Origin of the sequence: uncultured Ramlibacter sp. (genome assembly GCF_936925435.1) — a bacterium.
GTDB lineage: Bacteria > Pseudomonadota > Gammaproteobacteria > Burkholderiales > Burkholderiaceae_C > Ramlibacter.
The window spans coordinates 144,836-170,787 of the sequence record NZ_CAKZHQ010000022.1 but is presented as its reverse complement, the minus strand read 5'-3'; the positions used below and the strand labels follow the sequence as shown (position 1 = coordinate 170,787).

22 protein-coding genes and 1 tRNA gene are annotated in these 25,952 nt (G+C 67.2%); 15 read left to right on the top strand and 8 right to left on the bottom strand.

The features are described 5' to 3' along the window. Nucleotides 1-62: 62 nt before the first annotated feature. The 4 genes from Q0632_RS10880 to Q0632_RS10865 form a co-directional block, all read right to left on the bottom strand. Nucleotides 63-1,016 carry a TAXI family TRAP transporter solute-binding subunit gene (locus Q0632_RS10880; protein ID WP_298928799.1) on the bottom strand — a complete coding sequence of 318 codons (954 nt, stop codon included), beginning with the start codon at nucleotides 1,014-1,016 and terminating at the stop codon, nucleotides 63-65. 174 nt (nucleotides 1,017-1,190) lie between these two features. Next, the gene (locus Q0632_RS10875) at nucleotides 1,191-1,604 is read right to left on the bottom strand and encodes a S4 domain-containing protein (protein WP_298928796.1); all 414 of its coding nucleotides are present in this window, start codon (nucleotides 1,602-1,604) and stop codon (nucleotides 1,191-1,193) included. Between the two features lies 1 nt (nucleotide 1,605). Beyond that, nucleotides 1,606-3,027, bottom strand: coding sequence for a sensor histidine kinase (locus Q0632_RS10870; RefSeq protein WP_298928793.1), 1,422 nt, complete (start codon nucleotides 3,025-3,027; stop codon nucleotides 1,606-1,608). After that, nucleotides 3,024-3,701: a response regulator transcription factor gene (locus Q0632_RS10865; RefSeq protein ID WP_298928790.1), complete on the bottom strand. Its 678-nt coding sequence runs from the start codon at nucleotides 3,699-3,701 to the stop codon at nucleotides 3,024-3,026. Before Q0632_RS10865 ends, Q0632_RS10870 begins: the two co-directional genes overlap by 4 nt. Before the next feature lie 139 nt (nucleotides 3,702-3,840). Here Q0632_RS10865 and Q0632_RS10860 point away from each other — a divergent pair, with 139 nt between their 5' ends. The 10 genes from Q0632_RS10860 (at nucleotide 3,841) to Q0632_RS10815 (ending at nucleotide 14,346) form a co-directional block, all read left to right on the top strand. Further along, nucleotides 3,841-4,794, top strand: a complete 954-nt coding sequence (locus Q0632_RS10860) for a tripartite tricarboxylate transporter substrate binding protein (RefSeq protein ID WP_298928787.1) — start codon at nucleotides 3,841-3,843, stop codon at nucleotides 4,792-4,794. Nucleotides 4,795-4,862: 68 nt separating this feature from the next. Beyond that, nucleotides 4,863-5,372: a tripartite tricarboxylate transporter TctB family protein gene (locus tag Q0632_RS10855; protein WP_298928784.1), complete on the top strand. Its 510-nt coding sequence runs from the start codon at nucleotides 4,863-4,865 to the stop codon at nucleotides 5,370-5,372. Beyond that, nucleotides 5,372-6,868 carry a tripartite tricarboxylate transporter permease gene (locus Q0632_RS10850; RefSeq protein WP_298928781.1) on the top strand — a complete coding sequence of 499 codons (1,497 nt, stop codon included), beginning with the start codon at nucleotides 5,372-5,374 and terminating at the stop codon, nucleotides 6,866-6,868. Before Q0632_RS10855 ends, Q0632_RS10850 begins: the two co-directional genes overlap by 1 nt. A gap of 30 nt (nucleotides 6,869-6,898) precedes the next feature. Next, complete coding sequence (locus Q0632_RS10845; RefSeq protein ID WP_298928778.1) at nucleotides 6,899-8,395, top strand: sigma 54-interacting transcriptional regulator; 1,497 nt, start codon at nucleotides 6,899-6,901, stop codon at nucleotides 8,393-8,395. Nucleotides 8,396-8,532: 137 nt separating this feature from the next. Further along, nucleotides 8,533-9,726 (top strand): substrate-binding domain-containing protein, encoded by a 1,194-nt coding sequence (locus Q0632_RS10840; RefSeq protein ID WP_298928775.1) that lies wholly within the window; start codon nucleotides 8,533-8,535, stop codon nucleotides 9,724-9,726. 149 nt (nucleotides 9,727-9,875) lie between these two features. After that, nucleotides 9,876-10,643, top strand: a complete 768-nt coding sequence (locus tag Q0632_RS10835; protein WP_298928915.1) for an ABC transporter ATP-binding protein — start codon at nucleotides 9,876-9,878, stop codon at nucleotides 10,641-10,643. After that, nucleotides 10,640-11,368, top strand: coding sequence for an ABC transporter ATP-binding protein (locus Q0632_RS10830; protein WP_298928773.1), 729 nt, complete (start codon nucleotides 10,640-10,642; stop codon nucleotides 11,366-11,368). The genes Q0632_RS10835 and Q0632_RS10830 overlap by 4 nt, the downstream gene beginning before the upstream one ends. Then, the gene (locus tag Q0632_RS10825) at nucleotides 11,365-12,348 is read left to right on the top strand and encodes a branched-chain amino acid ABC transporter permease (RefSeq protein ID WP_298928770.1); all 984 of its coding nucleotides are present in this window, start codon (nucleotides 11,365-11,367) and stop codon (nucleotides 12,346-12,348) included. Before Q0632_RS10830 ends, Q0632_RS10825 begins: the two co-directional genes overlap by 4 nt. A gap of 7 nt (nucleotides 12,349-12,355) precedes the next feature. Then, nucleotides 12,356-13,441, top strand: coding sequence for a branched-chain amino acid ABC transporter permease (locus Q0632_RS10820; RefSeq protein WP_298928765.1), 1,086 nt, complete (start codon nucleotides 12,356-12,358; stop codon nucleotides 13,439-13,441). 11 nt (nucleotides 13,442-13,452) lie between these two features. Next, nucleotides 13,453-14,346, top strand: a complete 894-nt coding sequence (locus tag Q0632_RS10815; RefSeq protein WP_298928762.1) for an alpha/beta hydrolase — start codon at nucleotides 13,453-13,455, stop codon at nucleotides 14,344-14,346. A 4-nt stretch (nucleotides 14,347-14,350) separates the two neighbouring features. On the opposite strand, the gene hemH is transcribed toward Q0632_RS10815, so the two are convergent. Continuing rightward, entirely contained in the window at nucleotides 14,351-15,379 is a 1,029-nt protein-coding gene (hemH, locus tag Q0632_RS10810; RefSeq protein WP_298928760.1) for a ferrochelatase, read from the bottom strand. A 17-nt stretch (nucleotides 15,380-15,396) separates the two neighbouring features. Between hemH and Q0632_RS10805 the strand changes: the two genes are divergently transcribed. Next, nucleotides 15,397-16,107, top strand: a complete 711-nt coding sequence (locus Q0632_RS10805; RefSeq protein WP_298928757.1) for an HAD family hydrolase — start codon at nucleotides 15,397-15,399, stop codon at nucleotides 16,105-16,107. Between the two features lie 646 nt (nucleotides 16,108-16,753). Here the strand turns inward: Q0632_RS10805 and Q0632_RS10800 are convergent. From Q0632_RS10800 to Q0632_RS10790, 3 genes are all read right to left on the bottom strand, one after another. Then, nucleotides 16,754-17,647 carry a DUF4214 domain-containing protein gene (locus Q0632_RS10800; protein ID WP_298928754.1) on the bottom strand — a complete coding sequence of 298 codons (894 nt, stop codon included), beginning with the start codon at nucleotides 17,645-17,647 and terminating at the stop codon, nucleotides 16,754-16,756. Between the two features lie 401 nt (nucleotides 17,648-18,048). Further along, complete coding sequence (gene hpnD, locus Q0632_RS10795; protein ID WP_298928750.1) at nucleotides 18,049-18,888, bottom strand: presqualene diphosphate synthase HpnD; 840 nt, start codon at nucleotides 18,886-18,888, stop codon at nucleotides 18,049-18,051. Beyond that, nucleotides 18,885-19,928 (bottom strand): squalene/phytoene synthase family protein, encoded by a 1,044-nt coding sequence (locus tag Q0632_RS10790; RefSeq protein ID WP_298928748.1) that lies wholly within the window; start codon nucleotides 19,926-19,928, stop codon nucleotides 18,885-18,887. Before Q0632_RS10790 ends, hpnD begins: the two co-directional genes overlap by 4 nt. 130 nt (nucleotides 19,929-20,058) lie before the next feature. Here Q0632_RS10790 and Q0632_RS10785 point away from each other — a divergent pair, with 130 nt between their 5' ends. The 4 genes from Q0632_RS10785 (at nucleotide 20,059) to tig (ending at nucleotide 25,863) form a co-directional block, all read left to right on the top strand. Further along, the gene (locus Q0632_RS10785; RefSeq protein WP_298928745.1) at nucleotides 20,059-21,234 is read left to right on the top strand and encodes an efflux RND transporter periplasmic adaptor subunit; all 1,176 of its coding nucleotides are present in this window, start codon (nucleotides 20,059-20,061) and stop codon (nucleotides 21,232-21,234) included. 7 nt (nucleotides 21,235-21,241) lie between these two features. Continuing rightward, complete coding sequence (locus Q0632_RS10780; protein ID WP_298928742.1) at nucleotides 21,242-24,394, top strand: efflux RND transporter permease subunit; 3,153 nt, start codon at nucleotides 21,242-21,244, stop codon at nucleotides 24,392-24,394. A gap of 25 nt (nucleotides 24,395-24,419) precedes the next feature. Then, a tRNA-Leu gene (locus Q0632_RS10775) sits at nucleotides 24,420-24,506 on the top strand. A 43-nt stretch (nucleotides 24,507-24,549) separates the two neighbouring features. Next, nucleotides 24,550-25,863, top strand: a complete 1,314-nt coding sequence (gene tig, locus Q0632_RS10770) for a trigger factor (protein WP_298928739.1) — start codon at nucleotides 24,550-24,552, stop codon at nucleotides 25,861-25,863. Nucleotides 25,864-25,952 lie beyond the last annotated feature (89 nt).

Here is a 25,952-nt window from a genome sequence, read left to right as displayed (position 1 = left end):
TCCTCTTCAAAATACAAACAGGGAGGCGGGCCTCCCTGTTTCCCTCGTTGCGTGCGCGGTGCTTACTTGAGCAGGCCGGCTTCCTTGTAGAACTTCTCGGCGCCTGCGTGGTAGGGGATGCCCACGCCCTGGACGGCGTTTTCCTTGGTGATGAACTTGCCCTTGGCATGGCCTGCCTGCAGCGCCTTCTGGGTGGCCTCGCTGTACATGGCCTTGGTCACCTGGTAGACGGTCTCGGTGTCGATCTTGGCGCTGGTCACCAGCTGGGCGCCCACGGCCAGGGTCTGCACGGCCGCCACATCCTTGTAGGTGCCGGCGGCGATGTTGTCGACCGCGAAGTAGGGGTTGGTCTTGCGCAGGGCTTCGGCTTGCGGGCCGGTCAGCGCCACCAGTTCGATGCCGGCGCCGCCGGAGGCCAGTTCGGCGATGGCGCCGGCCGGGGCGCCGCCGACGAAGAAGAAGGCGTCGAGCGCACCGTCCTTGAGCTTGTCACCGGCCTGGTTGGGCTTGATGTACTCGGGCTTGATGTCGGCTTCCTTGACGCCGTAGGCGGCCAGCACCATGCGGGCGTTGATCAGCGTGCCCGAGCCCGGCTCGTCCAGCGCCACGCGCTTGCCCTTGAGGTCGGCCACGGACTTGATGCCCGAGCCCTTCTTGACCACCAGGTGAATGCTCTCGGGGTAGAGGTTGGCGATCATGCGCAGGTCGGCGATCTTGGGCTTGCCCTCGAAGGCGCCGGTGCCGGTGAAGGCCCAGGTGGCGACGTCCGACTGGGTCATGCCCGCTTCCAGCGAGCCGCCGGCCACGGCCGTGACATTGGCCAGCGAGCCGTTGCTGGCCTGGGCGGTGGCGATGAGCTTGCCCGGCTGCGAGACCGAGTTGGCGATCATGCCGCCCACCGGGTAGTAGGTGCCGGCGGTGCCGCCGGTGCCGATGCGGAAGAACTGCTGCGCGTTGGCTGCGCCTGCGAAGGCCAGGGTGGCGGCGAAGGCGGCGGCCCAGTGCTTGATGCTCATGTCTTGCTCCAGAAAAACTGAGATGTCAGAGAGGCAAGAAGTAGACCATGTATGCGGTGGGCCGCTCCATAGTGAAAGCCCGGGGCCGCCGGCGATTTCCGGCTTGCTATGGAATCAGGAGCATCCGGGGTCCCTATCCCGGGGGCTACAGGCCGCTTTGGCCTGCAACGTGGGCTATTCGTCGGCCGAGGCGCTCCAGCGGTCGCCCCAGCCGCCCTGGGCCTGGTCCAGTTCGCGCCGGCCGCGCTTGGTGGGGCGGCCGTGTTCGATGGCCAGCGCCGGCTCGGGCGCCAAGCGGCGTTGCTCTGCAGCCTGCTCGCGCGCGCGCAGGCTGTCGGGCGTTTCCTCGTACAGCTGCTGGGCCACCTGCGCCGCGCCGCGCGTGGCCGACAGGCCCTTGACCACCACGGTGCGGACCACGGCCTCGCGCCGCAGCTGCACCGTGTCACCCACTTTCACCTCGCGGGAGGGCTTGGCCTCCAGGCCATTGACCTCGACCCGGCCTTTCGTGATTTCCTCGCTGGCCAGGCTGCGCGTCTTGTAAAAGCGCGCGGCCCAGAGCCACTTGTCGATGCGTAACTTGTCCATGTCAGTGCCCATTGTCCGCCGGTTGGGCGCGCGGCAGGCGCACCGTGGCGTCGAGTCCCTGCACCTGGCCATGGCGCTCGCGGTTTTCAAGGGCGATGCTGCCGCCCAGCGCCTGCACGATCTCCTGGCAGATGGCCAGGCCCAGGCCGGAGCCGTGGTGCAGGTCGCCGGCCGAAAACGGCTGGAACAGGCGGCCGCGCAGGGCCTGCGTGATGCCGGGCCCGGCGTCGGCCACGGTCAGGGCGACAGCATGCGCGTCGCTGACCACCTGCACAGCCAGGCCGCCGCCCACCGGGCTGTGGCGGATGGCGTTGTGCAGCAGATTGCGCGAGAGCTCGCGCAGCATCCATTCGTGCGCCATCACCGGTGCGCTGTGGGTGCTGATCTCGAAGTCCAGGTCCTTCTCGGCGATCAGCGGCGACAGCTCCAGCGCCATGGCGCGCACCAGGGCCGACAGGTCGTTGACCGCCGCATCGGGCTGCTGGCGCAGCTGTTCCACCTTGGCCAGCGACAGCATCTGGTTGGCCAGCACGGTGGCGCGTTCGACCGTGGCGTTGATCTCCTGCAGCGCCTGCAAAGGCGGGGCGTCGCCGCGCAGGGCCGACTGCACCTGGGTCTTGAGCACGGCCAGCGGCGTGCGCAGCTGGTGGGCGGTGTCGCGCACGAAGCGCTTCTGGTTGTCCAGCAACTGGTCCAGCCGCGCCATCACCTGGTTGGTGGCGTCCACCAGGGGCAGCAGTTCGCGGGGGGCGTCCGGTGCGGCAATCGGCGTGAGGTCGCCCTCGCGCCGCTCTTGCAGCTCGCCCGACAGCCGGCGCACCGGCCGCGTGGCCCGTTGCACCACGACCACCACCACCAGGGCGATCACCGCCACCAGCACGGCCTGGCGCCAGATGGTGTCGACCAGGATCTGCCGGGCCAGGGTGCGGCGCAGCTCCAGGGTCTCGGCCACCTGGACCACGGCCATGGCGCGTCCGGTGGGGCTGGCCACCGGCTGCAGCATCACCGCCACCCGGACCTCGGCGCCGCGGAAGCTGTCGTCGTAGAAGTCCACCAGGGCGGCATAGGGCGGGCGCTGCGGCAGGGTGCCGCGCCAGAACGGCAATTCTGCGAAGCCCGAGACCATCTCGCCCTTGAGGCTGGAGACGCGGTAGAACATGCGGCTGCTGTTGTCGGCCTCGAAGGCTTCCAGCGCGGAGTAGGGCACGGTGGCACGCAGCAGCGAGAGCTCGTCATAACCCTCGACATCGAGCTGCTCGCCGATCACCTTGGCCGAAGCCAGCAGGGTGCGGTCGTAGGCCGTGTTCACCGCCGCCAGCGCCTGGGTGTACAGGCTCACGCTGTTGAGGGTGATGAGCAGCACCACCGGCACCAGGATGCCGACCAGCAAATACCGTCTGAGCGAAAGCGCCCGCACGCTCATTCCTCCTTCAGCAGGTAGCCCAGGCCGCGCAGCGTCATCAGGGTGACGCCGGTGTGGGCCAGCTTCTTGCGCAGGCGGTAGACCACCACTTCCACCGCCTCGTACTGCACGTCGGCCTCGCCGGGAAAGACCAGCTCGAACAGTTTCTCCTTGGAGACGGCGTGCGCCGGCCGCGCCATCAGGGCTTGCAGCAGGGCGGCCTCACGCGGCGTCAGCTCCAGCACCTGGTCCCGGTGGTAGACCGCACCGCTCTCTTTTTCATAGCGCAGCGCGCCCATTTGCAAAGGGCTGGAGGCCGGTTCGGCACCGGACGCGGGACCGCGGCGCAGCAGCGCGCGCAGCCGCGCCTCCAGTTCGTCCAGGTCAAAGGGCTTGGGCAGGTAATCGTCCGCGCCGCTGTTGAGGCCCATCACGCGATCACCCACGGTGCCGCGGGCCGTGAGGATCAGCACCGGCGTGTGCAGGCCGGCGCGGCGTCCCTGCTCCAGCACCTGCAAGCCGTCCAGGCCGGGCAGGCTCAGGTCCAGCACCAGGGCATCGGGCGCGCTGTCCTTCCATTGGGCCAGGGCCTGTAGGCCGTCGCCGCAGCTGCTCACCTGCATGCCGCGCCGCGACAGCGCGCGCTCCAGGGTGGCGCGCATGGAGGGATCGTCTTCGACCAGCAGGAGTTTCATCAATGGATGCGAGGTTAGCGGATGCCGCGGGGCCCGCCGAATGTAGTAGTTTCCCCAATGCCCTGGACAGCCGTTTGACAGGCAGCGGGCGCATGATTTGGCCGTTCACCTTCCAACAAGTATTTCCAGGAGACAGCCCATGCGTCGCGACACCTTCCTCAAATCCATGGCCGCACTGGCCGCCGCTGGCGCACTGCCGTTGTCGGCCCAGGCTGCCGCCAGCGTCAAGATGATGATTCCGGCCAATCCCGGCGGCGGCTGGGACAGCACGGGCCGCGCCCTGGGCAAGGCCCTGCTGGAAGCCAAGGTCGCCGACAACGTCAGCTTCGACAACAAGGGCGGCGCCGCCGGCGCGCTGGGCCTGGCCCAGTTCGTCAACGGCAGCAAGGGCGATCCGAACGCCATGATGGTGATGGGCGCCGTCATGCTCGGCGGCATCATCACCGGCAAGCCGCCGGTCAACCTGTCGCAGGCCACGCCGATCGCCCGCATCACCAGCGAGTACAACGTCTTCGTGCTGCCGGCCAATTCGCCGTTCAAGACCATGGCCGACGTGATCGCCCAGCTCAAGAAGGACCCGGGCAGCGTCAAGTGGGGCGGCGGTTCGCGCGGATCGACCGAGCACATCGCCGCCGCCATGATCGCCCGCGAAGTGGGCGTCGACCCGTCCAGGATCAACTATGTCGCCTTCCGTGGCGGCGGCGAAGCCACGGCCGCCATCCTGGGCGGCAACGTCACCGTGGGTGGCAGCGGCTACAGCGAGTTCGCCGAGTACATCACGGCAGGCAAGATGAAGGCCATCGCCGTCACCTCGGCCCAGCGCCTCAAGGGCGTGCCCACGCTCAAGGAGCAGGGCCTGAACATCGAGATCGGCAACTGGCGCGGCGTCTACGGCGCCTCCGGTATCAACGAGGCGCAGCGCAAGGCCCTGACCGACATGGTGCTGGCGGCCCTCAAGACCAAGTCCTGGCAGGAGTCGCTGGCCAAGAACGACTGGACGCCGGCCGTGCTGTCCGGCCCGGCCTTCGACAAGTTCGTCGACGACGAATTCGCCAGCCTGCGCGCCACCATGGTCAAGTCCGGCATGGTCTGAGCGGCGTCCATGCCAGACGCGACGCCCGGCCTGCCGGGCGTTTTTTCGTGCATTGCGAAAGATCAAACATGACACAAGCAAGCCCTGCAAGCGCGGTACAGACCGCCGTTGGCGCCGGCGTGCTGCTGCTGGGCCTGGCCCTGGCGGCCGGCGCGGTCTCCATCCCCTCGGCGGCCGGCTACGGCGGCGTCGGGCCCAACTTCCTGCCCTGGCTGGTGGCGGTCTCTCTGGCGCTGTGCGGCGCGCTCATCATCCGCGAGGCGCGCACCGGCGGCTTTCGCGCGATGGAGGAGCCCACGGGCGCTGCGCGCGCCAACTGGGCCGGCCTGGTCTGGGTCTCGGCCGGCCTGCTGGCCAATGCGGCGCTGATCACCAGCATCGGCTTCATCCTCAGCTGCACGCTGTGCTACCTGCTGGCGGTGCAGGGCCTGCGCCGCGCCAGCGGCCAGTCCATCGCAGCCAGCACCTGGGTGGTGGATGCGGCCACCGGCGCCATCATCTCGGCCCCGGTGTTCTGGATGTTCACGCAGTTCCTGGCCATCAACCTGCCGGGCCTGACTTCGACGGGATGGCTGTGATGGAAATCCTCAACGCACTGCTGCAGGGCTTCGCCACGGCGATCTCGCCGGTCAACCTGGTCTGGGCTTTTGTCGGCTGCGCCCTGGGCACGGCCGTCGGCGTGCTGCCCGGCATCGGTCCGGCCGTGGCCGTGGCCATGCTGCTGCCCATCACGGGCAAGGTCGACATCACGGCCTCGATGATCTTTTTCTCGGGCATCTACTACGGCGCGATGTATGGCGGTTCGACCACCTCCATCCTGTTGAACACGCCGGGCGAAACCGCCAGCATGGTCACGGCCATGGAGGGCAACAAGATGGCCAAGAGCGGCCGCGCCGGCGCGGCCCTGGCCACGGCGGCCATCGGCTCCTTCGTGGCCGGCACCATCGCCACCGTCATCGTCACCCTGTTCGCGCCCTTTGTCGCGGAGTTCGCCGTCAAGCTGGGACCGCCCGAGTACTTCATGCTCATGGTGCTGGCCTTCACCACGGTCAGCGCGGTGCTGGGCAAGAGCACCTTGCGCGGCATGACGGCGCTGCTGCTGGGCCTGGCCATCGGTTGCTTCGGCCTGGACCAGATCTGGGGCCAGGGACGCTACACCTTGGGCGTGCCCGATCTGCTCGAGGGAATCGTGATCGTGCTGGTGGCGGTCGGCCTGTTCGCCGTTGCCGAGGTGTTGTACGCCGCCATGTACGAGGGCCGCAGCGACGAGACCCAGAACGCCATGAGCAAGGTCTACATGACGGGCAAGGAATGGCGCCGCTCCATCCCCGCCTGGCTGCGCGGCACGGCCATTGGCGTGCCCTTCGGCTGCATCCCGGCCGGCGGCACCGAGATCCCTACCTTTCTGAGCTACGCGACGGAAAAGAAGCTGGCCAAGGGCGAGAACCTGGCGGAGTTCGGCAGCAAGGGCGCGATCGAGGGCGTGGCCGGCCCCGAGGCGGCCAACAACGCCTCGGTGACGGCGGCGCTGATCCCGCTGCTGACCCTGGGCATCCCCACCTCCAACACCACGGCCATCCTGCTGGGCGCTTTCCAGAACTACGGCATCCAGCCAGGGCCCCAGCTGTTCACCACCTCGGCCGCCCTGGTGTGGGCGCTGATCGCCTCGCTCTACATCGGCAACGTGATGCTGCTGGTGCTGAACCTGCCGATGATCAAGCTCTGGGTCAAGCTGCTGAAGATCCCCAAGCCGCAGCTGTATGCCGGCATCCTGATCTTTGCCACCGTTGGCGCCTATGGCATGCGCCAGAGCGCCTTCGATCTGGTGCTGCTGTATGGCATCGGCCTGCTGGGCGTGGTGATGCGACGCTTTGACTTTCCCACCGCCCCGGTGGTGGTGGGCATGATCCTGGGCCCTCTTGCGGAAGCCCAGATGCGCAACGCCGTGTCCATTGGCGAGGGCAGCTTCCTGATCTTCGTGCAGCGGCCGATGTCGCTGGTGCTGCTCCTTGTGGTGCTGGCCGTCCTGGCCGTGCCGCGGCTGATGCGGCTGCGCGCTCAGCGCCAGGTCTAAGCGCGCCGGATCTCAGGCTAGGATGGGCCCATGACGGCCAGCGACACCCCCACCAGCCAGAGCCTGCCCCTGGACGGCCAGAGCATCCTGGCGCTGGCCGCGCGCTCGATGTTCCAGCTGTTTTCCAGTGTCAGCCAGGGCATGTTCCTGGTCGACCGCACCGGGCGGATTGTGTGGCTCAACGAGGGTTACAAGCGCTTCCTGCCGGCCCTGGGCTTCTCCTCGGTCGACCAGTTCCTGGGCCACATGGTCGAGGACGTGGTGCCCAACACCCAGATGCGCCGCGTGCTGGAGACCGGCCAGCCGGTGCTGATCGACCTGCTGACCAACAAGGCCGGCACCTTTGTGGTCAGCCGCATCCCGCTGCGCGACGAGCACAACGGCGCGCTCATCGGCGCCATCGGCATCGTGCTGTTCGACCACCCGGAGACCACGCTGCAACCGCTGATCCACAAGTTCGCCCACCTGCAGCGCGATCTGGACGACGCCCGCCGCGAACTGGCCAGCCAGCGCCGCACCAAGTACACCCTGGCCAGCTTTGTCGGCGGCAGCGTGGCCGCGGTGGAGGTCAAGCGCCAGGCGCGCCGCGCCGCGCTCTCGTCCAGCCCGGTGCTGCTGCTGGGCGAGACAGGCACGGGCAAGGAGTTGCTGGCCCATGCCATCCACGCCGCGTCGGCCCGGGCCGCCGGCCCGCTGGTCAGCATCAACATCGCCGCCGTGCCCGACACGCTGCTGGAGGCTGAGTTCTTCGGTGTGGCGCCGGGCGCCTTCACCGGCGCCGACCGCAAGGGCCGCGACGGCAAGTTCAAGCTGGCCGACGGCGGCACGCTGTTCCTCGACGAGATCGGCGACATGCCGCCCAGCCTGCAGCCCAAGCTGCTACGCGCCCTGCAGGAGGGAGAGATCGAGGCACTGGGCTCGAACAAGGTCATCCCTTTCGACGCCCGCGTCATCGCCGCCACCTCGCGCGACCTGGGCGCCCTGGTGCGCGAAGGCAAGTTCCGCGAAGACCTGTATTACCGCCTGAACGTGTTGCCCATCCGCGTGCCGGCGCTGCGCGAGCGCCGCGCCGACATCCCGACCCTGGTGGAAGTGCTGGGCGAGGACATGGCGCTGCGCAGCGGCTCGGCCCCGCCGGAGCTGAGCGCCGGCGCCATCGCCCTGCTGTCGGCCCAGGCCTGGCGCGGCAACATCCGCGAGTTGCGCAACGTGCTGGAGCAGGCCGCCATGCGCAGCGACTCGCAGCACATCGAGATCGAGCATCTGGAGGATGTGCTGCGCGAGTCCGGCATCCAGCAGATTGCGCCGGCCGTTGTGCCCGCCACGGTGCCGGCACCGCCGGCCGGCCACGCCTTGCGGCCGCTGGCCGAGCAGGTGGCGCGGCTGGAGCGCCAGGCCATCACGGCGGCGCTGGCAGCCACCGGCGGCAACAAGCTGGGCGCCGCCAGACTGCTGGGCATCTCACGTGCCAAGCTCTATGAGCGGCTGGATGCAATGCCTGATATTCAGTCATTGTCTGAAATATAGACACTCAAATCTGTCTGATTGTCAGGCAAATTGGCGTTGACGCCGGTTCGCCGTCATATAAATCAAGGACTTAGACGCTGGCACGCACTGTGCATTGTTGGTGCGAGTTCTTGCACCAATAACAGGAGACAGTCCCCATGCAGCGTCGCAATCTGGTTGCGCTGGCCGCTTTTGCCGCCACCGCCTTCACCGCCCCCCTGGCCATGGCCCAGGCCAAGGACATCAAGATCGCCCACGTCTACAGCCGCACCGGTCCGCTCGAGGCCTACGGCAAGCAGACCCAGGCCGGCCTGCTGCTGGGCCTGGAATACGCCACCGGCGGCACCATGGCCGTCAATGGCCGCAAGCTGGTGGTGATCGAGAAGGACGACCAGGGCAAGCCCGACCTGGGCAAGTCACTGCTGGCCACCGCCTACTCCGACGACAAGGCCGACATCGCCGTTGGCCCGACGTCTTCCGGCGTCGCCCTGGCGATGCTGCCGGTGGCCGAGGAATACAAGAAGATCCTGCTGGTCGAGCCGGCCGTGGCCGACTCCATCACCGGCGACAAGTGGAACAAGTACATCTTCCGCACCGGCCGCAACAGCTCGCAGGACGCGATCTCCAACGCCGTGGCGCTGGACAAGGCCGGCGTGAACATCGCCACCCTGGCGCAGGACTACGCCTTCGGCCGCGACGGCGTGAAGGCCTTCAAGGAGTCGATCAAGACCGCCAAGATCGCCCATGAGGAATACCTGCCGGCTAACACCACCGACTTCACCGCCGGTGCCCAGCGCCTGATCGACAAGCTCAAGGACCTGCCCGGCCGCAAGGTCATCTGGATCGTCTGGGCAGGCGCCGGCAACCCCTTCAAGATCGCCGACCTGGACCTCAAGCGCTACGGCATCGAGATCGCCACCGGCGGCAACATCTTGCCGGCCATGGTGGCCTACAACCAGTTCCCCGGCATGGAAGGCGCGAGCTATTACTACTACGGCTTTCCCAAGAACCCGGCCAACGTCTGGCTGGTGACCAACCACTACAGCCGCTTCAAGTCGCCGCCCGACTTCTTCACCGCCGGTGGTTTCAGTGCCGCCGCCGCCCTGGTGGCCGCGCTCAAGAAGACCAACGGCGAGACCGCGAGCGACAAGCTCATCGCCGGCATGGAAGGCCTGAGCTTCGACACGCCTAAGGGCACGATGACCTTCCGCAAGGAAGACCACCAGGCCATGCAGTCCATGTACCACTTCCGCGTGGCGCCCGGCGCCAAGATGGGCGCGCAGGCCGATCTGCAGCTGGTCAAGGAAATCACGGCGGCCGAGATGAACGTGCCGATCCGCAACAAGCGCTGAGCCGCTTCGGGGCAGCCCGCCGGCCGCCCCCTGTTTTTGCAGTTCGTGACTGAGGCCCCCTGTGACACGGGGGCAGGTTGTCTGCATCCCGACACACAGGCGACAACCCTGTCCCCGACGTCCCATTGCCCTTCGGAGATCACTTGAGTCTGCTAGCCACCAAGGACCTGACCATCCGCTTCGGCGGCCACGTGGCGGTCAACGCCGTGACCTGCGCTTTCCAGCCGGGCACGCTGACCGCCATCGTCGGCCCCAACGGAGCGGGCAAGACCACCTACTTCAACCTGATCTCGGGCCAGCTCAGGGCCAGCAGCGGCCAGGTCACGCTGGATGGGCGTGACCTGTCCGGCCTGTCCGCATCCGCGCGCACGCGCGCCGGCCTGGGCCGGGCCTTCCAGCTGACCAACCTGTTCCCGCGCCTGACGGTGCTGGAGAACATCCGGCTGGCCGTGCAGGCCACGCGGGACGGTGCGCACCGGCGCGGCCTGAACCTGTGGAGTGTGTGGAGCGACCACAAGGGCTTGATGGAGCGGGCCGACGAGGTCCTGCAGGCGGTGGCGCTGGCCGACAAGGCCGGCGAGCTGGTGGCCAGCTTGCCGCACGGCGACCAGCGCAAGCTGGAGGTGGCGCTGCTGATGGCGCTGGAGTCCAAGGTCTTCATGTTCGACGAGCCCACCGCCGGCATGAACAGCGCCGAGGCGCCGGTCATCCTCAACCTGATCCGCAAGCTCAAAGAAGACCGCAGCAAGACCATCCTGCTGGTCGAGCACAAGATGGACGTGGTGCGCGAGCTGGCCGACCGCATCATCGTGCTGCACAACGGCTCGCTGGTGGCCGACGGCGAACCGGCGGAGGTGATTGCCTCCCCAATCGTTCAAGAGGCTTATCTGGGCGTCGCCCCGAAGGAGGCCGCATGAGCAGCGACAAGCTCCTCGAATTGAAGGGCGTGCACACCCACATCGGGGCGTACCACATCCTGCACGGCGTGGACCTGGCCGTGCCGCGCGGCCAGCTCACCATGCTGCTGGGGCGCAATGGCGCGGGCAAGACCACCACGCTGCGCACCATCATGGGCCTGTGGAAAGCCTCGCAGGGAAGCATCGTCTTCAACGGCCAGGACAGCACGGCCCTGGCCACGCCGCAGATCGCCGGCCTGGGCATCGCCTACGTGCCAGAAAACATGGGCATCTTCGCCGACCTCACGGTCAAGGAGAACATGCTGCTGGCCGCGCGCGGCGCGCGCAGCGCTGCCGACATCGACAGCCAGCGCCTGCAATGGATCTTCTCGCTGTTCCCGGCGGTGGAGAAGTTCTGGAACCACCCGGCCGGCAAGCTCTCGGGCGGGCAAAAACAGATGCTGGCGGTCTCGCGCGCCATCGTCGAGCCGCGCGAGCTGCTGATCGTGGACGAGCCCAGCAAGGGCCTGGCGCCGGCCATCATCAACAACATGATCGAGGCCTTCGCGCAGTTGAAGGCCAGCGGCGTGACCATTCTGCTGGTCGAACAGAACATCAATTTCGCCAAGCGCTTGGGCGACACGGTCGCCGTCATGGACAACGGCGTGGTCGTGCATGCCGGCTCCATGCGTGAACTGTCTGAGAACGAGGAACTGCAGCGCTCGCTGCTGGGGCTGGCGCTATGAACGGAGTGAAAGACATCGACTGGAAGCCGCTGGCCCTGGTGCCCCTGCTGGCGCTGATCGTCCTGCCCTTCATCGGCTCGGGCTCGACCTGGGTCACGCTGACCGTGGCCGGCCTGGCCATGGGCATGATCATCTTCATCATCGCCTCGGGCCTGACCCTGGTCTTCGGCCTGATGGACGTGATGAACTTCGGCCACGGCATCTTCATCACCCTGGGCGCCTTCATCGCCACCAGCGTGCTCGCCGGCATGGGCGACTGGACGGCTTCGGGCGAGCTCTGGCGCAACCTGCTGGCGGTGCTGCCGGCCATGCTGGTGGCCATGCTGGTGGCCAGCGCCGGCGGCCTGGCCTTCGAGCGCTTCATCGTGCGGCCGGTCTACGGCAACCACCTCAAGCAGATTCTCATCACTGTGGGCGGCGCCATCATCGGCGAGGAGCTGATCAAGGTGATCTGGGGCCCGCTGCAGGTGCCGCTGCCGCTGCCCGCGGGCATGCGCGGCACCATCTTTCTGGGTGAGGCGGCGATCGAGAAGTACCGGGTGATCGCGGTGGTGGTCGGCCTGGCGGTGTTCGGCCTGCTGGCCTGGACCCTGGCGCGCACCAAGATCGGCCTGCTGATCCGCGCCGGCGTGCAGGACCGCGAGATGGTGGAGTCGCTGGGCTACCGCATCAACGTGCTGTTCATCGGCGTGTTTGTCGCGGGCAGCGCGCTGGCCGGCCTGGGCGGCGTGATGTGGGGCCTGTACCTGCAGAATGTGACGCCGCAGATCGGCGCGCAGGTCAACATCCTGATCTTCATCGTGCTCATCATCGGCGGCCTGGGCTCCACCGGCGGCGCCCTGATCGGCGCGCTGCTGGTGGGCCTGCTGACCAACTACGCCGGCTTCCTGGCGCCCAAGGCGGCGCTGTTTTCCAACATCGCCCTGATGATGGCCATCCTGCTGTGGCGCCCGCAGGGCGTGCGCGGCGCGGGCCGCTGAGACCGCCATGCTGACCCGACTTCTCTCCAACGATTTCCCGCGCAACCGCGTTCTGGCCGTGCTGCTGGTGGCGCTGCTGCTGGCCCTGGCCTTCACGCCCTTCCTGTTCCCCGGCGTCAAGGCGCTGAACGTGGCGGCCAAGGTGCTGGTTTTCCTGGTGCTGGTGGCCAGCTTCGACCTGCTGCTGGGTTACACCGGCATCGTCAGCTTTGCCCACACCATGTTCTACGGCATCGGTGCTTACGGCATCGCGATTGCCTCCACGCGCATGGGCGCGGGCTGGGGTGCACTGGCCCTGGGCCTGGCCGCGGCCCTGGCCCTGTCCTTTGTGCTGGCCCTGGTGGTGGGCCTGTTCTCGCTGCGGGTCAAGGCCATCTTCTTCACCATGATCACGCTGGCGGTGGCCGCGGCCTTCCAGACCCTGGCCTCGCAGCTGTCGGACTTCACCGGCGGTGAGGACGGGCTGAGCTTCAAGGTGCCCGAGCTGCTGTCGCCCAGCTTCGAGCTGTCGGACACACCGTTCCTGGGCGTGAACCTGGACGGCCGCCTGCTGTGCTACTACCTGCTGTTCTTTGTCGCCCTGGGCCTGCTGCTGGCGTTGCTGCGCATCGTCAACTCGCCCTTCGGCCGCGTGCTGCAGGCGATCCGCGAGAACGAGTTCCGCGCCGAGGCGATCGGCTACCGCGTGGTGGTCTACCGCACCACCTCCAGCGTGCTGTCGGCCCTGTTCGCCTGCGCCGCTGGCGCGATGCTGGCGATCTGGCTGCGCTACAACGGCCCGGACACCTCGCTGTCCTTCGAAATCATGATCGACGTGCTGCTGATCGTCGTCATCGGCGGCATGGGGACGATGTATGGCGCGGCCATCGGTTCGGCCATTTTCGTGATCGCCCAGAGCTACCTGCAGGACCTGCTGCGCCTGGGCAGCGAAGCCACTGCATCGCTGCCCTGGCTGTCGGCCCTGCTGTCGCCCGACCGCTGGCTGCTCTGGCTGGGCCTGCTTTTCGTCTTGTCCGTGTATTACTTTCCCACCGGCGTGGTGGGCAAGCTGCGGGCGATGGGGCAGGCGCGCGGACGGCACACAGGATCTTGAGGACGCAGGCAATGGACTACAGCTCGAACTACGTGACATGCGCGGGGCGCGAGATCCACTACACGCAGTGGGGCGCGCAGCATGGCCGCACGGTGCTGGCCTGGCATGGCCTGGCGCGCACCGGCCGCGACATGGACGAACTGGCGGCCCACCTGGCCGGGCGCGGCTGGCGGGTGATCTGTCCCGACACCATCGGCCGAGGCCTGAGCCAGTGGGCGGCCGACCCGGGCGGCGAGTACCAGCTGGAGTTCTATGCGCGCATCGCTGCCGGCCTGTTCGAGCAGCTGCAGCTCGACGCCGTGCACTGGATCGGCACCTCCATGGGCGGGGCCATCGGCACGGTCTGTGCCGCCGGCCTGATGCAGCCCCAGCTCAAGGGCCGCATCCACAGCCTGGTCCTCAACGACAACGCGCCGCAGCTGGCGGCGCCGGCAGTCGAGCGCATCAAGGCTTATGCGGGCAGTCCGCCGTCGTTTGCCACCATCGCCGAACTGGAAGCCTTCTTTCGCCAGGTCTACCGGCCCTATGGCTGGCTGAGCGACGCGCAGTGGCGGCGCCTGACCGAGAGCTCGGCGCGCCGCCTGGCCGATGGCCGCGTCACGCCGCACTACGACCCGGCGATGGTGCGCCAGTTCATCGACCATCCCGACGACTACGCGCTGTGGGAGCACTACGACGCGCTGGAGATCCCGGTGCTGTGCCTGCGCGGCGCCGAGTCGGACCTGGTGCTGCCCGAGACAGCGCAGGAGATGCTGCGCCGCGGGCCGGGCGCGCGCGGCCTGGCCGAACTGATCGAGGTGCCCGGCTGCGGCCATGCACCGGCGCTCAACGTGGCCTCGCAGCTGGACCCGGTCACGGCCTTCATCGAGGCTGCATGCGAAGCCGCTGCGCTATCGAATCAATAGCGCCTCAGGTCCAGGAGCCGGGAGCCGCGGCCTGATTTTCCTGTGATTGCGGGAGCCAGCCGGCAAGCTGCCTGCGGGCCAGGCCGGCCAGGGCTGCTGTCCATGCGGCGTCGGCATTCAGGCAGGGGATGTAGTGGAACGTGCTGCCGCCGGCGGCCATGAAGGCGGCGCGTCCCTCCTGGTCGATCTCTTCCAGGGTCTCCAGGCAGTCGCTGGTAAAGCCCGGGCACATCACATCGACCCGCGCCGTGCCGGCACACGCCAGAGCCACCAGGCTGGGCTCGGTGGCTGGCTCCAGCCATTTGGCCTTGCCAAAGCGCGACTGGAAGCTCAGGCTCCAGCTGCCTTCTTGCAGTTGCAAGGCCGCGGCCAGCAGGCGGGCAGTCTCGCGGCACTCATCGGCGTAGGAGTCGCCCTGGTCCACGGTGCGCTGCGGCACGCCATGGAAGCTCATGACCAGGTGGCCGCCGCGGCCGTTACGCTGCCAGTGGGCGCGCACAGTGGCGGCAAGAGCGCCTATGTAGCCGGCGTCGTCGTGGTAGCCGCGCACGAAGCGCAGCGCGGGCAGATTGCGCTGCGCGCCTGCCCATTGCGCCAGCGCGTCCCAGACGCTGGCCGTGGTCGTTCCGCTGTACTGCGGATAGGCCGGCAGCACAAGGATGCGGTCCGCGCCCTGGGCGCGCAGCGCGTCCAGCACCGAGGCCAGGGCGGGCTCGCCGTAGCGCATGGCGGCGCGCACCGTGACCTCGGGCCCCAGGGCTTCCTGCAAGGCGGCGGCCTGGCGCTCGGTCCAGACCTTCAGCGGCGAGCCTTCGGGCAACCAGATGCTGGCATATTTGGCGGCCGACTTCGCCGGCCGGGTGGTCAGCACGGCGCCGTACAGGATGGGCAGCCAGACGGCGCGCGGGATCTCGACCACGCGCGGATCGGACAGGAACTGCGCCAGGTAGCGGCGCACGGCCGGTGCCGTGGGCGCATCCGGCGTTCCCAGGTTGCACAGGACCACGGCGGTAGCAGGGGATGGGGAAGGCATCAGGTATTCTCCCCTGCATGCTGGACCTTGGAAAAATCAGGGCGATCACCATCGACCTGGACGACACCCTGTGGCCCATCTGGCCGACCATCGAGCGGGCGGAAAAGGCGCTGCACAACTGGCTGGTGGACAACGCGCCCATGGCCGCGGCCCTGTTCTCCAGCCCGGCGGCCCTGCGTGACATCCGCAACCATATGGCGACCCAGCGGCCCGAGTTGAAGAACGACCTGAGCGCCGTGCGGCGCGAGTCGATCCGGCTGGCCCTGTACCGCGCCGGCGAGAACCCGCTGCTGGCCGAGCCGGCCTTCGAGGCCTTCTTTGCTGAGCGGCAGAACGTGACGTTGTACGAGGACGTGCCGGCGGCACTGGAGTTCCTGTCCGCGCGCTATCCCATGGTCAGCCTGTCCAACGGCAATGCCAACCTCCAGCGGGTGGGCATCGCCAGGTACTTCCGCGCCGCGATCTCGGCGCGCGAGTTCGGCGTGGGCAAGCCCGACCCGCGCATCTTCCACGCCGCCGCCGGCGCGGTGGAGGTGCCGCCGGAGAACGTCCTGCACATAGGCGACGACGCCACGCTCGATGCGCTGGGCGCGCTCAACGCCGGCATGCAGGCGGTTTGGCTCAACCGCACCGAGACGATCTGGCCGCACGAGCCGCAGCCGCACCTGACGGTGGTCTCGCTGACCGAACTGGTGGACCTGCTGAAATCCGATATCCGTTCGGACTGAGCTTGTCAAAGCCCTCCGCTGAGCGCCCCAGCCGCGTGCGGGCGGGCCGCGTGGTGCACAACGGGCGGCGCATGTTCGCTTCGCCCCGCATACGCTTCCCGGAGAAATCCGCCTGGCCTGTCGGGCGGCAGAACTCACTTCGCGCCATGAGGCCGTTCCGTTTAGGCTTGCTGCCGCAAGTCAGTGCACGGAGTGCGTTGCGCTCGCCGACACGGCCAGGCAGATTTCCCCGGCACCCGTCGAATGGCGTCCCGCAGCCCGCCCGCACGCTCCCGATCTCGGAGGTGTCTTCCTGCCGACATGCCGGGTGCGAAGTAGTACAGCCCGCAGAGGGTTCTTATCACTGCGAGTGCCTCCACAGATTTCATGGTGCCGTCTATAACGTTTGAGTTCACCTGTCCGCTCTAGCGGGTTGGAACATTTGTTTGCGGAAAGCCTGCGTCTTTCCGCATTGCTAGCCCGACAGCCGCATATACACTTTCATGCGTTGCTGCTCCACCGAACTGGCGCCGATCCGGCGGTCTTCCGGCAGGAAGCCGTCAAGGCACCTGGGAATATGCAGGGTCGATACTACGGCGGCATGCTGGCCTACTCGGTGCGCCAGCTAGCCTTGCGGCCGTTGCAGTTGGAGCAGACAGTGCCAGGTTCAACTACCGTTGATGGAGACTGTTTTGGACATGTCAGGACGGTAGTATGTGCACCGAGTAGAGCCCGATGTGAGCTTGTTGTCAACGCAGAGCGTTGACCAAACCCCTCCAGTGGCGACGCCGCTCTCTAACAAGACTATTCCCTTGCTCTGATCCCATCGCAGTTCAGAGCCATCGCTGAACTTCAGTCTTCGCTTTAGAAAGGTCTCGGTGTATGGTCCATCGAAAGCCCGCGTAAACCAATAGTGCCGAGATGAGTTGGAGGGGACTTCAAGGACGTTCGTTTCAAGGATGTAGCCATCGCAGCTTGCTGAAGTGCAGTGAATAGAATCGGCCTTGTTCACTTGATACTGTAGACAGACGTCCGCCGTTCCGTCGGAATACTCTTTCAAAATTCCGTAACGAACCTGGAGAGCTTTGTCCGATTGAACGAACAGCCAGTTCGAATACGGCCGCGCCATCTTTGAGTCGGTAGCAACGGGACATGTGGCCAATGTTCCGGTGCCAGGTGCTGTGCCTGTTCCGAGGCTAGCGGACACGCGCGCGATGTTCTCGGGTGACTCTGAAAACGAGACTAACGTGTCATACACATCAGTTCGACCGTTCGCAATGTTGGACATGTGAAAGAACCGCCCGGCAGTTTCACCGTCCCGACCTAGAACGTTGCGGTAAAGCAAGTCGATAAAGGTTTGGGGTCCTACATCCCCGTAACGCGACTTGAATTCCGGGCTGTTGTAGAAACCAATAGCCATACTTTTAAGCGTCATCTGACGTGTAGACAGCTTTTCAATGTAGTAATTGAGGCCTGCGGAATCAGGCGCTCTGTCGAAGGCCGCCTGATACATCCGGTACGCCGAACCGCTGTGCCCTTCAAGAACAGGAGTCTCAGCCATGGGTAACCGCAGATTTTCGTCGTCTGCCGTTTCTACGGTAGAGGCAAACTGGGAATGAGCGGGCTGAGCTTGAGAAGACGAGGAAGACCCGCCACATGCAGTCAGCACAGTAGCGAATAGAAAAGCGAGACCAAGTTTGAACACCAATACCCCTTTGCGGTGTGAATGAGGACGACCCGGGTCTGCCGAAAATAACTCGGCTCGTGTCTTCACCTTGGCTGCCCGACTTTGCAGATCATGTCCGACTGATGAGTCAAGGTCAATGGGCCGTGGCGCTCTCCCTTCTCCAGCCGATAGAAGCGCAAAGGTGAGTCGCTACAGGCAGGCTCAGCCCGAACGGAATCTGAGGACAGTCCGAATGCGAACGCACTGGATTCCCGCCTGCGCGGGAATGACGCGATTCAGAGCCTGCCCAGAGCCTGCACCCGCCAAGCCAGCCAGAGCTTGCGCAAGGGAGTGAGGCTGACGCGCTGGTGCAGCACCTGGAAGCCATCGGCCTCGATCTCGCGCAGCAGGGTGCGGTAGATGCTGGCCATCATCAGGCCGGGCTTCTGGCTGCGCCGGTCTTGCGGCGGCAGCAGGGCCATGGCCTCGTCGTAGAGGCGGTGGGCGCGCTGCGCCTGGAACTGCATCAGGGCGGTGAAGCGCTCCGAGTAGGTGCGCTTGAGGATCTCGTGGGCCTTGACGTCGAACTGCTGCAGCTCGCTGACTGGCAGGTAGATGCGCCCGCGCAAGGCGTCCTCGCCGACGTCGCGGATGATGTTGGTCAGCTGGAAGGCCTGGCCCATCTTGTGCGCGAACTCGGTGGTCTGCTCCTGCGTCTGGCCGAAGATGCGGGCCGCCACCTCGCCGACCACGCCGGCCACCAGGTGGCAGTAGCGCTGCAGGGCCTGGTAGTCCAGGTAGCGGGTCTGCTCCAGATCCATGCGGCAGCCCTCGATCACCTGCTGCAGATGGTGTTGTTCGATGCCGAATTGCGCGGCGCAGGGCATCAGGGCCTGCATCACAGGATGGTGGGGCTGGCCGGCAAAGGCCTGGGCCACCTCGGACTGCCACCAGGCCAGCTTGGTGGCGGCGACGCCCGGGTCCATCACCTCGTCGACCACGTCGTCGACCTCGCGGCAGAAGGCATAGAAGGCGGTGATGGCGGCGCGGCGCGGCTTGGGCAGGAAGAGAAAGGCGTAGTAGAAGCTGCTGCCCGAGGCAGCGGCCTTGTCCTGCACGTACTGTTGCGGAGTCATGGCCCGATTGTCCCATCGGCATCGCGTGCCGCTGCGCGCAGCGCACGCGACATGGCGGTCAGCGTGCTGCGGCCGGCCAGACCCAGCGCCAGCCGCAGCGCCATGGCGCGCACTTCGCTGCGTGGCACCTTGACCCGCTGGCCCAGGGCCTGCGGCTGCGCCAGCAGCGCCAGCGTACGTGCGCCCAGCAGGGCGGGCAGGGCGGAGGCGGCACGCACGCGGCGGCTGTTGACGGCCAGCGCGTAGTCCATGCCCGCGACGAGCTTGCGCGCCGCTTCGCCGCGCCAGCGCGCCTGCAGCGGCGCCGCCAGCGCGCTCTCGCGCAGCAGGTCCTGCGGCGTGAGGCCGGCGGCCGCCAGCTCGTCGCGCGGCAGGTAGCAGCGGCCCGCGGCCAGGTCGGCCGGCAGGTCGCGCAGGATGTTGACCAGTTGCAATCCCATGCCGTAGTCGCGCGCCAGTTCCAGCATGCGCTGCGCCTGGAGCGTGGCGAAGCCGGCCAGGTGGCGCTGGCACAGGGTGGTCCAGAACTCGCCGACGCAGCCGGCCACCAGATAGGTGTAGCCGTGGAGTTCCTGCGCATCGGCCAGGGCCTGCAGTGCGCCGCCGTCACCGAAGCGCTCCACGTCCAGCATCTGGCCGTGGGTGATCTTGCGCAGCACCTCCCGCACGTCGGCGCGATCGGCCGGTCCCAGGGCGTCCAGCCAGGCCAGGCACTGGGGCAGAGCCTGGATCAGGGCGGTCTCGGCCGGGTCCTGCTGCAGCGCCGAGAAAGACGCGGCCAGGGCGGGGATGGCCTCGCGGGCCTTGCTGTAGCCCTCGATCGCCAGCCCCAGCACCTGGAGCTGGACCAGGCGCTGCGGCGCCGGCAGGCCTGTGGTGTCGGCCACCGTGTCGGTGGCGCGGGCCAGCAGGTAGGCCACGGCAATGGGCTCGCGCAGGGGCGGCGGCAGCAGGCGGATCGACAGGTAGAAGGAGCGGCTGACGCCGCGCAACAGCAGGAGCTGGTCGGGCGCGGCTGGCGGCGGGGAAGGGGGCGTCACGCGGGAATTGTCGGGGAACTTTTTGCCTTGACAGCCTCCGGAGCAGGATTTAGATTACTAACCAGTCAGTCATTAGCGACCGACGGACGCTCCCGCCATCCCTGTGCCCGTCCTTTCCATCAGGTTTGCCATGCCCACCCAGCCTCTTTCCTCCTTTGCACGCCTTGTCCTGCTGGCCGCCGCCAGCGCCAGCGCCCTGGTCCTGTCCGCCTGTTCCCGGCCCGAGCCGGCGCAAGAGCCGGTGCGGGCGGTGAAGGTGCTGACCGTGGGCACCAGCGGCTTCCAGTCCGCCACCGAATTTGCCGCCGAGGTGCGGCCACGCGTCGAGTCGCGCCTGGGCTTTCGCGTCGGCGGCAAGATCACCCGCCGCCAGGCCGAACTGGGCCAGCGGGTCAAGGCCGGTGAGGTGCTGGCCCAGCTGGACCCGCAGGACTACCAGCTGGCCGCCGAAGTGGCGCGGGCCCAGCTGACCGCAGCGACGACCAACCTCGAGCTGGCGGCGGCGGACTTCAAGCGCTACACCCAGTTGAAGAACCAGAACTTCATCAGCGGCGCCGAACTGGAGCGCCGCGAGACCACGCTCAAGTCGGCCCAGGCCCAATTCGACCAAGCCAGGGCGCAGCTGTCCTCACAGGGCAACCAGGCCCGCTACACCAGCCTGGTGGCTGATGTCTCGGGCGTGGTTACGGCCATTGAGGCCGAGCCCGGCCAAGTGGTGAGCGCCGGCGCGCCGGTGGTGCGCATCGCCCAGGACGGCCCGCGCGACGTGGTCTTCGCCGTGCCGGAAGACAAGGTGGTGGCGATCAAGCCGGGCTCCGAGGTCAGCGTGCGCCTGTGGTCCGAGAACCGCACGCTTAGCGGCAAGGTGCGTGAAGTCGCTGCCAGCGCCGACCCCGTCACCCGCACCTATGCGGTCAAGGTCGGCCTCGATGGCGCGGCGCCGCCGCCGCTGGGGGCGACGGTCTATGTGGCGCCGCAGGTGTTCAGCCACGCCGGCGCCCAGGTCATCAAGCTGCCCACCAGCGCCCTGCGCCAGGAAGGCGGGGCCACCGCGGTCTGGGTGCTGGACAAGGCCAGCATGACGCTGAAGTCGCAGCCCGTCCAGATCGCCACAGCAGACGGCAACGAGGCGGTGGTGGCCGCCGGCCTGCAGCCCGGCCAGCTGGTGGTGGTCGCTGGCGTTCATGTGCTCTCGGCCGGCCAGAAAGTCACGATTTACCAGGGAAAACAGGTTGTAGCCCCTGCCAATCCTGGTCCGGATGCTACCAAAACGGTAGCAACCACGACCCCGGCTCCGGCCAAGTGAGGCGCGCATGACGCAGACGCCACCGGCCCGCGAGTCCTTCAACCTGTCCAAGTGGGCGCTGGAGCATCCGGCCCTGACCCGCTACCTGATGGTGGTGCTGATGCTGCTGGGCTGTGCCGCCTACTTCCAGCTGGGCCAGGACGAGGACCCACCCTTCACCTTCCGCGCCATGGTCGTGCGCACGTACTGGCCAGGCGCCACCGCCCAGCAGGTGGCCGAGCAGGTGACCGACAAGCTCGAGCGCACCCTGCAGGAAGTGCCCTATGCCGACAAGATCCGCAGCTATTCCAAGCCGGGCGAATCGCAGATCATTTTCCAGATCAAGGACTCGTCCAAGCCCGGCGACGTGGCCAACGTCTGGTACACGGTGCGCAAGAAGGTCGCCGACATGCGTTCCACCTTGCCGCAGGGCGTGCTCGGCCCCTTCTTCAACGACGAATTCGGTGACGTCTATGGCGTGATCTACGCGCTGGAGTCCGACGGATTCAACTATGCCGAGCTCAAGACCTTTGCCGACGACGTGCGCCAGCAGCTGCTGCGCGTGCCCGACGTGGCCAAGGTCGAACTCTTTGGCGTCCAGGACGAGAAGGTCTACATCGAGATTTCGCAAAAGCGCCTGGCCCAGCTCGGGCTGGACATGAACCAGGTGCTGGCCCAACTGGGCCAGCAGAACGCGGTGGAGTCGGCCGGCGCGGTGCAGACGCCGCTGGACGTGGTGCAGGTGCGCGTGGCCGGCCAGTTCGAGCTGGTCGAGCAACTGCGCGCCATGCCGATCCGCGGCAGCTCGGGGGCGCAACTGCGCCTGGGCGACATCGCCACCATCGGGCGCGGCTACGTCGACCCGCCGGTGGTCAAGGTGCGCCACCAGGGCAAGGAGGTCATCGCCCTGGGCGTGTCCATGGCCAAGGGCGGCGACATCATCCGCCTGGGCGAGTCGCTCAAGACGGCGTTTGGCAAGATCGAGACCGGCCTGCCGGCCGGCATCAAGCTGTCGCAGATCCAGGACCAGCCCAGGGCGGTGGCCAGCTCGGTCAACGAATTCGTCAGCACCCTGATCGAGGCCGTGGTCATCGTGCTGGCCGTGAGCTTCATCGCCCTGGGCTTGCACAAGCGGCCCGAGCCCGGCCTGCCTTTGTGGCGGCGCTACTACATCGACGTCCGACCCGGCCTGGTGGTGGGCATCACCATCCCCCTGGTGCTGGCAGTCACCTTTCTGGCCATGAACTACTGGGGCATCGGCCTGCACAAGATCTCGCTGGGCTCGCTGATCATCGCCCTGGGCCTGCTGGTGGACGACGCCATCATCGCGGTGGAGATGATGGTGCGCAAGATGGAGGAGGGCTACGACAAGGTGCGCGCCGCCACCTTCGCCTATGAGGTGACGGCCATGCCCATGCTGACCGGCACCCTGATCACGGCGGCGGGCTTCCTGCCCATCGGCATGGCCAAGTCGACGGTGGGCGAGTACACCTACGCCATCTTCGCCGTCACCGTCATCGCCCTGGTCCTGAGCTGGCTGGTCTCGGTCTACTTCGTGCCCTACCTGGGCACGCTGCTGCTCAAGGCCAAGCCCCTGCCGGCCAACGGCGAAGCCGCGCACCACGAGCACTTCGACACGCCGTTCTACCGGGCCTTCCGCGGCGCGGTCAACTGGTGCGTGCAGCACCGCTGGCTGACGATCGGCGCCACCGTGCTGGTGTTCGCCCTGGGCATCCTGGGCATGGGCAAGGTGCAGCAGCAGTTCTTCCCCGACTCCAGCCGGCCCGAAGTCCTGGTCGACATATGGTTTCCCGAGGGCACTTCGTTTGCCGCCAACGAGGAGGTCGTCAAGCGCGTGGAAAAGCGCTTGCGCGATGAGGAGGGCGTGGTCGACGTCAGTGTCTGGGTGGGCTCGGGCGTGCCGCGCTTTTACCTGCCGCTGGACCAGGTCTTCCCGCAGGCCAATGTGTCGCAGTTCATCATCATTCCGCGCGACCTGAAGCTGCGCGAATCGCTGCGCATCAAGCTGCCGGCCCTGCTGGCGCAGGAGTTCCCCGAGGTGCGCGGCCGCGTCAAGCTGCTGCCCAACGGCCCGCCCGTGCCCTATCCGGTGCAGTTCCGCGTGGTCGGCCCGGACCCGGCGCAGCTGCGCGCGCGCGCCGACGAGGTCAAGGCCGTGATGCGGCAAAGCCCGAACACGCGCGGCGTCAACGACAACTGGAACGAGTCGGTCAAGGTGTTGCGGCTGGAAGTGGACCAGTCCAAGGCGCGTGCCCTGGGCGTGACCAGCCAGTCCATCGCCCAGGCCTCCAAGACCATCCTGGCCGGCGCCAACGTGGGCCAGTTCCGCGAGGGCGACCGCCTGATCGACATCGTGCTGCGCCAGCCGCTGGACGAGCGCAATGCCATCACCGACCTGGCCAACGCCTACCTGCCGACGGCTTCGGGCAAATCGATCCCGCTGACGCAGATCACCAAGCCGACGCTCAGCTGGGAGCCCGGCGTGATGTGGCGCGAGAACCGCGACTACGCCATCACCGTGCAGGGCGACATCATTGAGGGCCTGCAGGGCGCCACCGTCAGCGCGCAGCTGCTCCCCGAGCTCAAGGCGCTGGAGGCCAAGTGGCCGCAGGGCTATGCCATCCAGGTGGCCGGCGCGGTGGAGGAAAGCTCCAAGGGCTCGTCATCGATCTCGGCCGGCATCCCCATCATGCTGTTCCTGACCTTCACCCTGCTGATGCTGCAGTTGCAGAGTTTCAGCCGCGCCATGCTGGTTTTCATCACCGGCCCGCTGGGCATCGCCGGTGTGGCCGGCGCCCTGCTGCTGCTCAATCGCCCCTTCGGCTTCGTCGCCCTGCTGGGCGTGATCGCCCTGATGGGGATGATTCAGCGCAATTCGGTGATCCTGATCGACCAGATCGAGCAGGACCGCGCCCGCGGCGTGCCCGCCTGGGACGCCATCGTGGAGTCCGCCGTGCGGCGCCTGCGGCCCATCGTGCTGACGGCCGCGGCCGCCGTGCTGGCCATGATCCCGCTGTCGCGCTCGGTGTTCTGGGGGCCTATGGCCGTGGCCATCATGGGCGGCTTGATCGTCGCCACGGTGCTGACTTTGCTGGCCTTGCCGGCGATGTATGCAGCGTGGTTCAGGGTCAAGCGGGAAGAGGCTCCCGCGCCCGGTTAAAATAGCCGGTTGCCCGAATTGGGGCGCGCGGGTGGCGAAATTGGTAGACGCACCAGGTTTAGGTCCTGACGCCAGCAATGGTGTGGGGGTTCGAGTCCCCCCCCGCGCACCAGACAGCCCCATACACCGTCCAAATCACCTTTGAGAGACCTACCATGGCCGTGACCGTTGAAACCCTCGAGAAGCTCGAACGCAAGATGACGCTGACGCTGCCCGTCAACGTGATCCAGTCGGAAGTCGATTCCCGCCTCAAGCGCCTGGCGCGCACCGTGAAGATGGACGGTTTCCGTCCCGGCAAGGTGCCCATGACCGTCGTGGCCCAGCGCTACGGCTACTCGGTGCACTACGAGGTCATGAACGACAAGGTCGGCGAGGCCTTCGCCCAGGCTGCCAATGAGGCCAAGCTGCGCGTGGCCGGCCAGCCGCGCATCACCGAGAAGGAAAGCGCGCCCGAGGGCGAGATGGCCTTCGACGCCGTCTTCGAGGTCTATCCCGAGGTCAAGATCGGCGACCTGGCCGCGGCCGAGGTCGACAAGCTGTCGGCCGAAGTGACCGATGCTGCCATTGACAAGACCCTGGACATCCTGCGCAAGCAGCGCCGCAGCTTTGCCCAGCGCTCCCTGACCGACGGTGCCCAGGACGGCGACCGCGTGACGGTGGACTTCGAAGGCAAGATCGACGGCGAGACCTTCCAGGGCGGCAAGGCTGAGGACTTCCAGTTCCTGGTCGGCGAAGGCCAGATGCTCAAGGAGTTCGAGGCTGCGGTGCGCGGCATGAAGTCCGGCGAGAGCAAGACCTTCCCGCTGGCCTTCCCGGCCGACTACCACGGCCAGGACGTGGCCGGCAAGCAGGCCGACTTCCTGGTCACGGTCAAGAAGGTCGAAGCGGCCCACCTGCCCGAAGTCAACGAAGCCCTGGCCAAGTCGCTGGGCATCGCCGACGCCACGGTGGACGGCCTGCGCGCCGACATCAAGAAAAACCTGGAGCGCGAAGTCAAGTTCCGCCTGCTGGGCCGCAACAAGCAGGCCGTCATGGACGCCCTGGTGGCCAAGGCCGAACTCGACCTGCCCAAGTCCAGCGTGCAAGCTGAACTCGACCGCATGATCGAGAGCGCCCGCGCCGACCTCAAGCAGCGCGGCATCAAGGACGCCGACAAGGCGCCGATCCCCGACGACATCTTCCGCCCGCAAGCCGAGCGCCGCGTGCGCCTGGGCCTGGTGGTCGCCGAGCTGGTGCGTTCCAACGACCTGCAGGCCAAGCCCGAGCAGGTCAAGGCCCACGTCGAGGAACTGGCTGCCAGCTACGAGAAGCCCACCGACGTGATCCGCTGGTACTTCAGCGACACCCGCCGCCTGGCGGAAGTCGAAGCCATCGTGATCGAGAACAACGTCACCGACTTCGTCCTGGCCAAGGCCAAGGTCACCGCCAAGGACATCGCTTTCGACGACCTGATGGGCCAGCAGGGCTGAACGCAGGACAACGCGGCCTGAGGGCCGCGTCCCCGCTGGGGCCGGACGGTCTTGTCAAAGGCCATCCCGGCCCCAAATCCTTTTTGGAT

What these genes read in the sequence shown, in the direction of transcription:
- Q0632_RS10855 (WP_298928784.1), top strand. Translation starts at nt 4,863, where the DNA reads ATGACACAAGCAAGCCCTGCAAGCGCGGTACAGACCGCCGTTGGCGCC.
- Q0632_RS10780 (WP_298928742.1), top strand. Translation starts at nt 21,242, where the DNA reads ATGACGCAGACGCCACCGGCCCGCGAGTCCTTCAACCTGTCCAAGTGG.
- Q0632_RS10820 (WP_298928765.1), top strand. Translation starts at nt 12,356, where the DNA reads ATGCTGACCCGACTTCTCTCCAACGATTTCCCGCGCAACCGCGTTCTG.
- Q0632_RS10870 (WP_298928793.1), bottom strand. Translation starts at nt 3,027, where the DNA reads ATGAGCGTGCGGGCGCTTTCGCTCAGACGGTATTTGCTGGTCGGCATC.
- Q0632_RS10845 (WP_298928778.1), top strand. Translation starts at nt 6,899, where the DNA reads ATGACGGCCAGCGACACCCCCACCAGCCAGAGCCTGCCCCTGGACGGC.
- Q0632_RS10830 (WP_298928773.1), top strand. Translation starts at nt 10,640, where the DNA reads ATGAGCAGCGACAAGCTCCTCGAATTGAAGGGCGTGCACACCCACATC.
- Q0632_RS10850 (WP_298928781.1), top strand. Translation starts at nt 5,372, where the DNA reads ATGGAAATCCTCAACGCACTGCTGCAGGGCTTCGCCACGGCGATCTCG.
- hemH (WP_298928760.1), bottom strand. Translation starts at nt 15,379, where the DNA reads ATGCCTTCCCCATCCCCTGCTACCGCCGTGGTCCTGTGCAACCTGGGA.
- tig (WP_298928739.1), top strand. Translation starts at nt 24,550, where the DNA reads ATGGCCGTGACCGTTGAAACCCTCGAGAAGCTCGAACGCAAGATGACG.
- Q0632_RS10860 (WP_298928787.1), top strand. Translation starts at nt 3,841, where the DNA reads ATGCGTCGCGACACCTTCCTCAAATCCATGGCCGCACTGGCCGCCGCT.
- Q0632_RS10865 (WP_298928790.1), bottom strand. Translation starts at nt 3,701, where the DNA reads ATGAAACTCCTGCTGGTCGAAGACGATCCCTCCATGCGCGCCACCCTG.
- Q0632_RS10840 (WP_298928775.1), top strand. Translation starts at nt 8,533, where the DNA reads ATGCAGCGTCGCAATCTGGTTGCGCTGGCCGCTTTTGCCGCCACCGCC.
- hpnD (WP_298928750.1), bottom strand. Translation starts at nt 18,888, where the DNA reads ATGACTCCGCAACAGTACGTGCAGGACAAGGCCGCTGCCTCGGGCAGC.
- Q0632_RS10875 (WP_298928796.1), bottom strand. Translation starts at nt 1,604, where the DNA reads ATGGACAAGTTACGCATCGACAAGTGGCTCTGGGCCGCGCGCTTTTAC.
- Q0632_RS10825 (WP_298928770.1), top strand. Translation starts at nt 11,365, where the DNA reads ATGAACGGAGTGAAAGACATCGACTGGAAGCCGCTGGCCCTGGTGCCC.
- Q0632_RS10785 (WP_298928745.1), top strand. Translation starts at nt 20,059, where the DNA reads ATGCCCACCCAGCCTCTTTCCTCCTTTGCACGCCTTGTCCTGCTGGCC.
- Q0632_RS10815 (WP_298928762.1), top strand. Translation starts at nt 13,453, where the DNA reads ATGGACTACAGCTCGAACTACGTGACATGCGCGGGGCGCGAGATCCAC.
- Q0632_RS10880 (WP_298928799.1), bottom strand. Translation starts at nt 1,016, where the DNA reads ATGAGCATCAAGCACTGGGCCGCCGCCTTCGCCGCCACCCTGGCCTTC.
- Q0632_RS10805 (WP_298928757.1), top strand. Translation starts at nt 15,397, where the DNA reads ATGCTGGACCTTGGAAAAATCAGGGCGATCACCATCGACCTGGACGAC.
- Q0632_RS10800 (WP_298928754.1), bottom strand. Translation starts at nt 17,647, where the DNA reads ATGGCTGAGACTCCTGTTCTTGAAGGGCACAGCGGTTCGGCGTACCGG.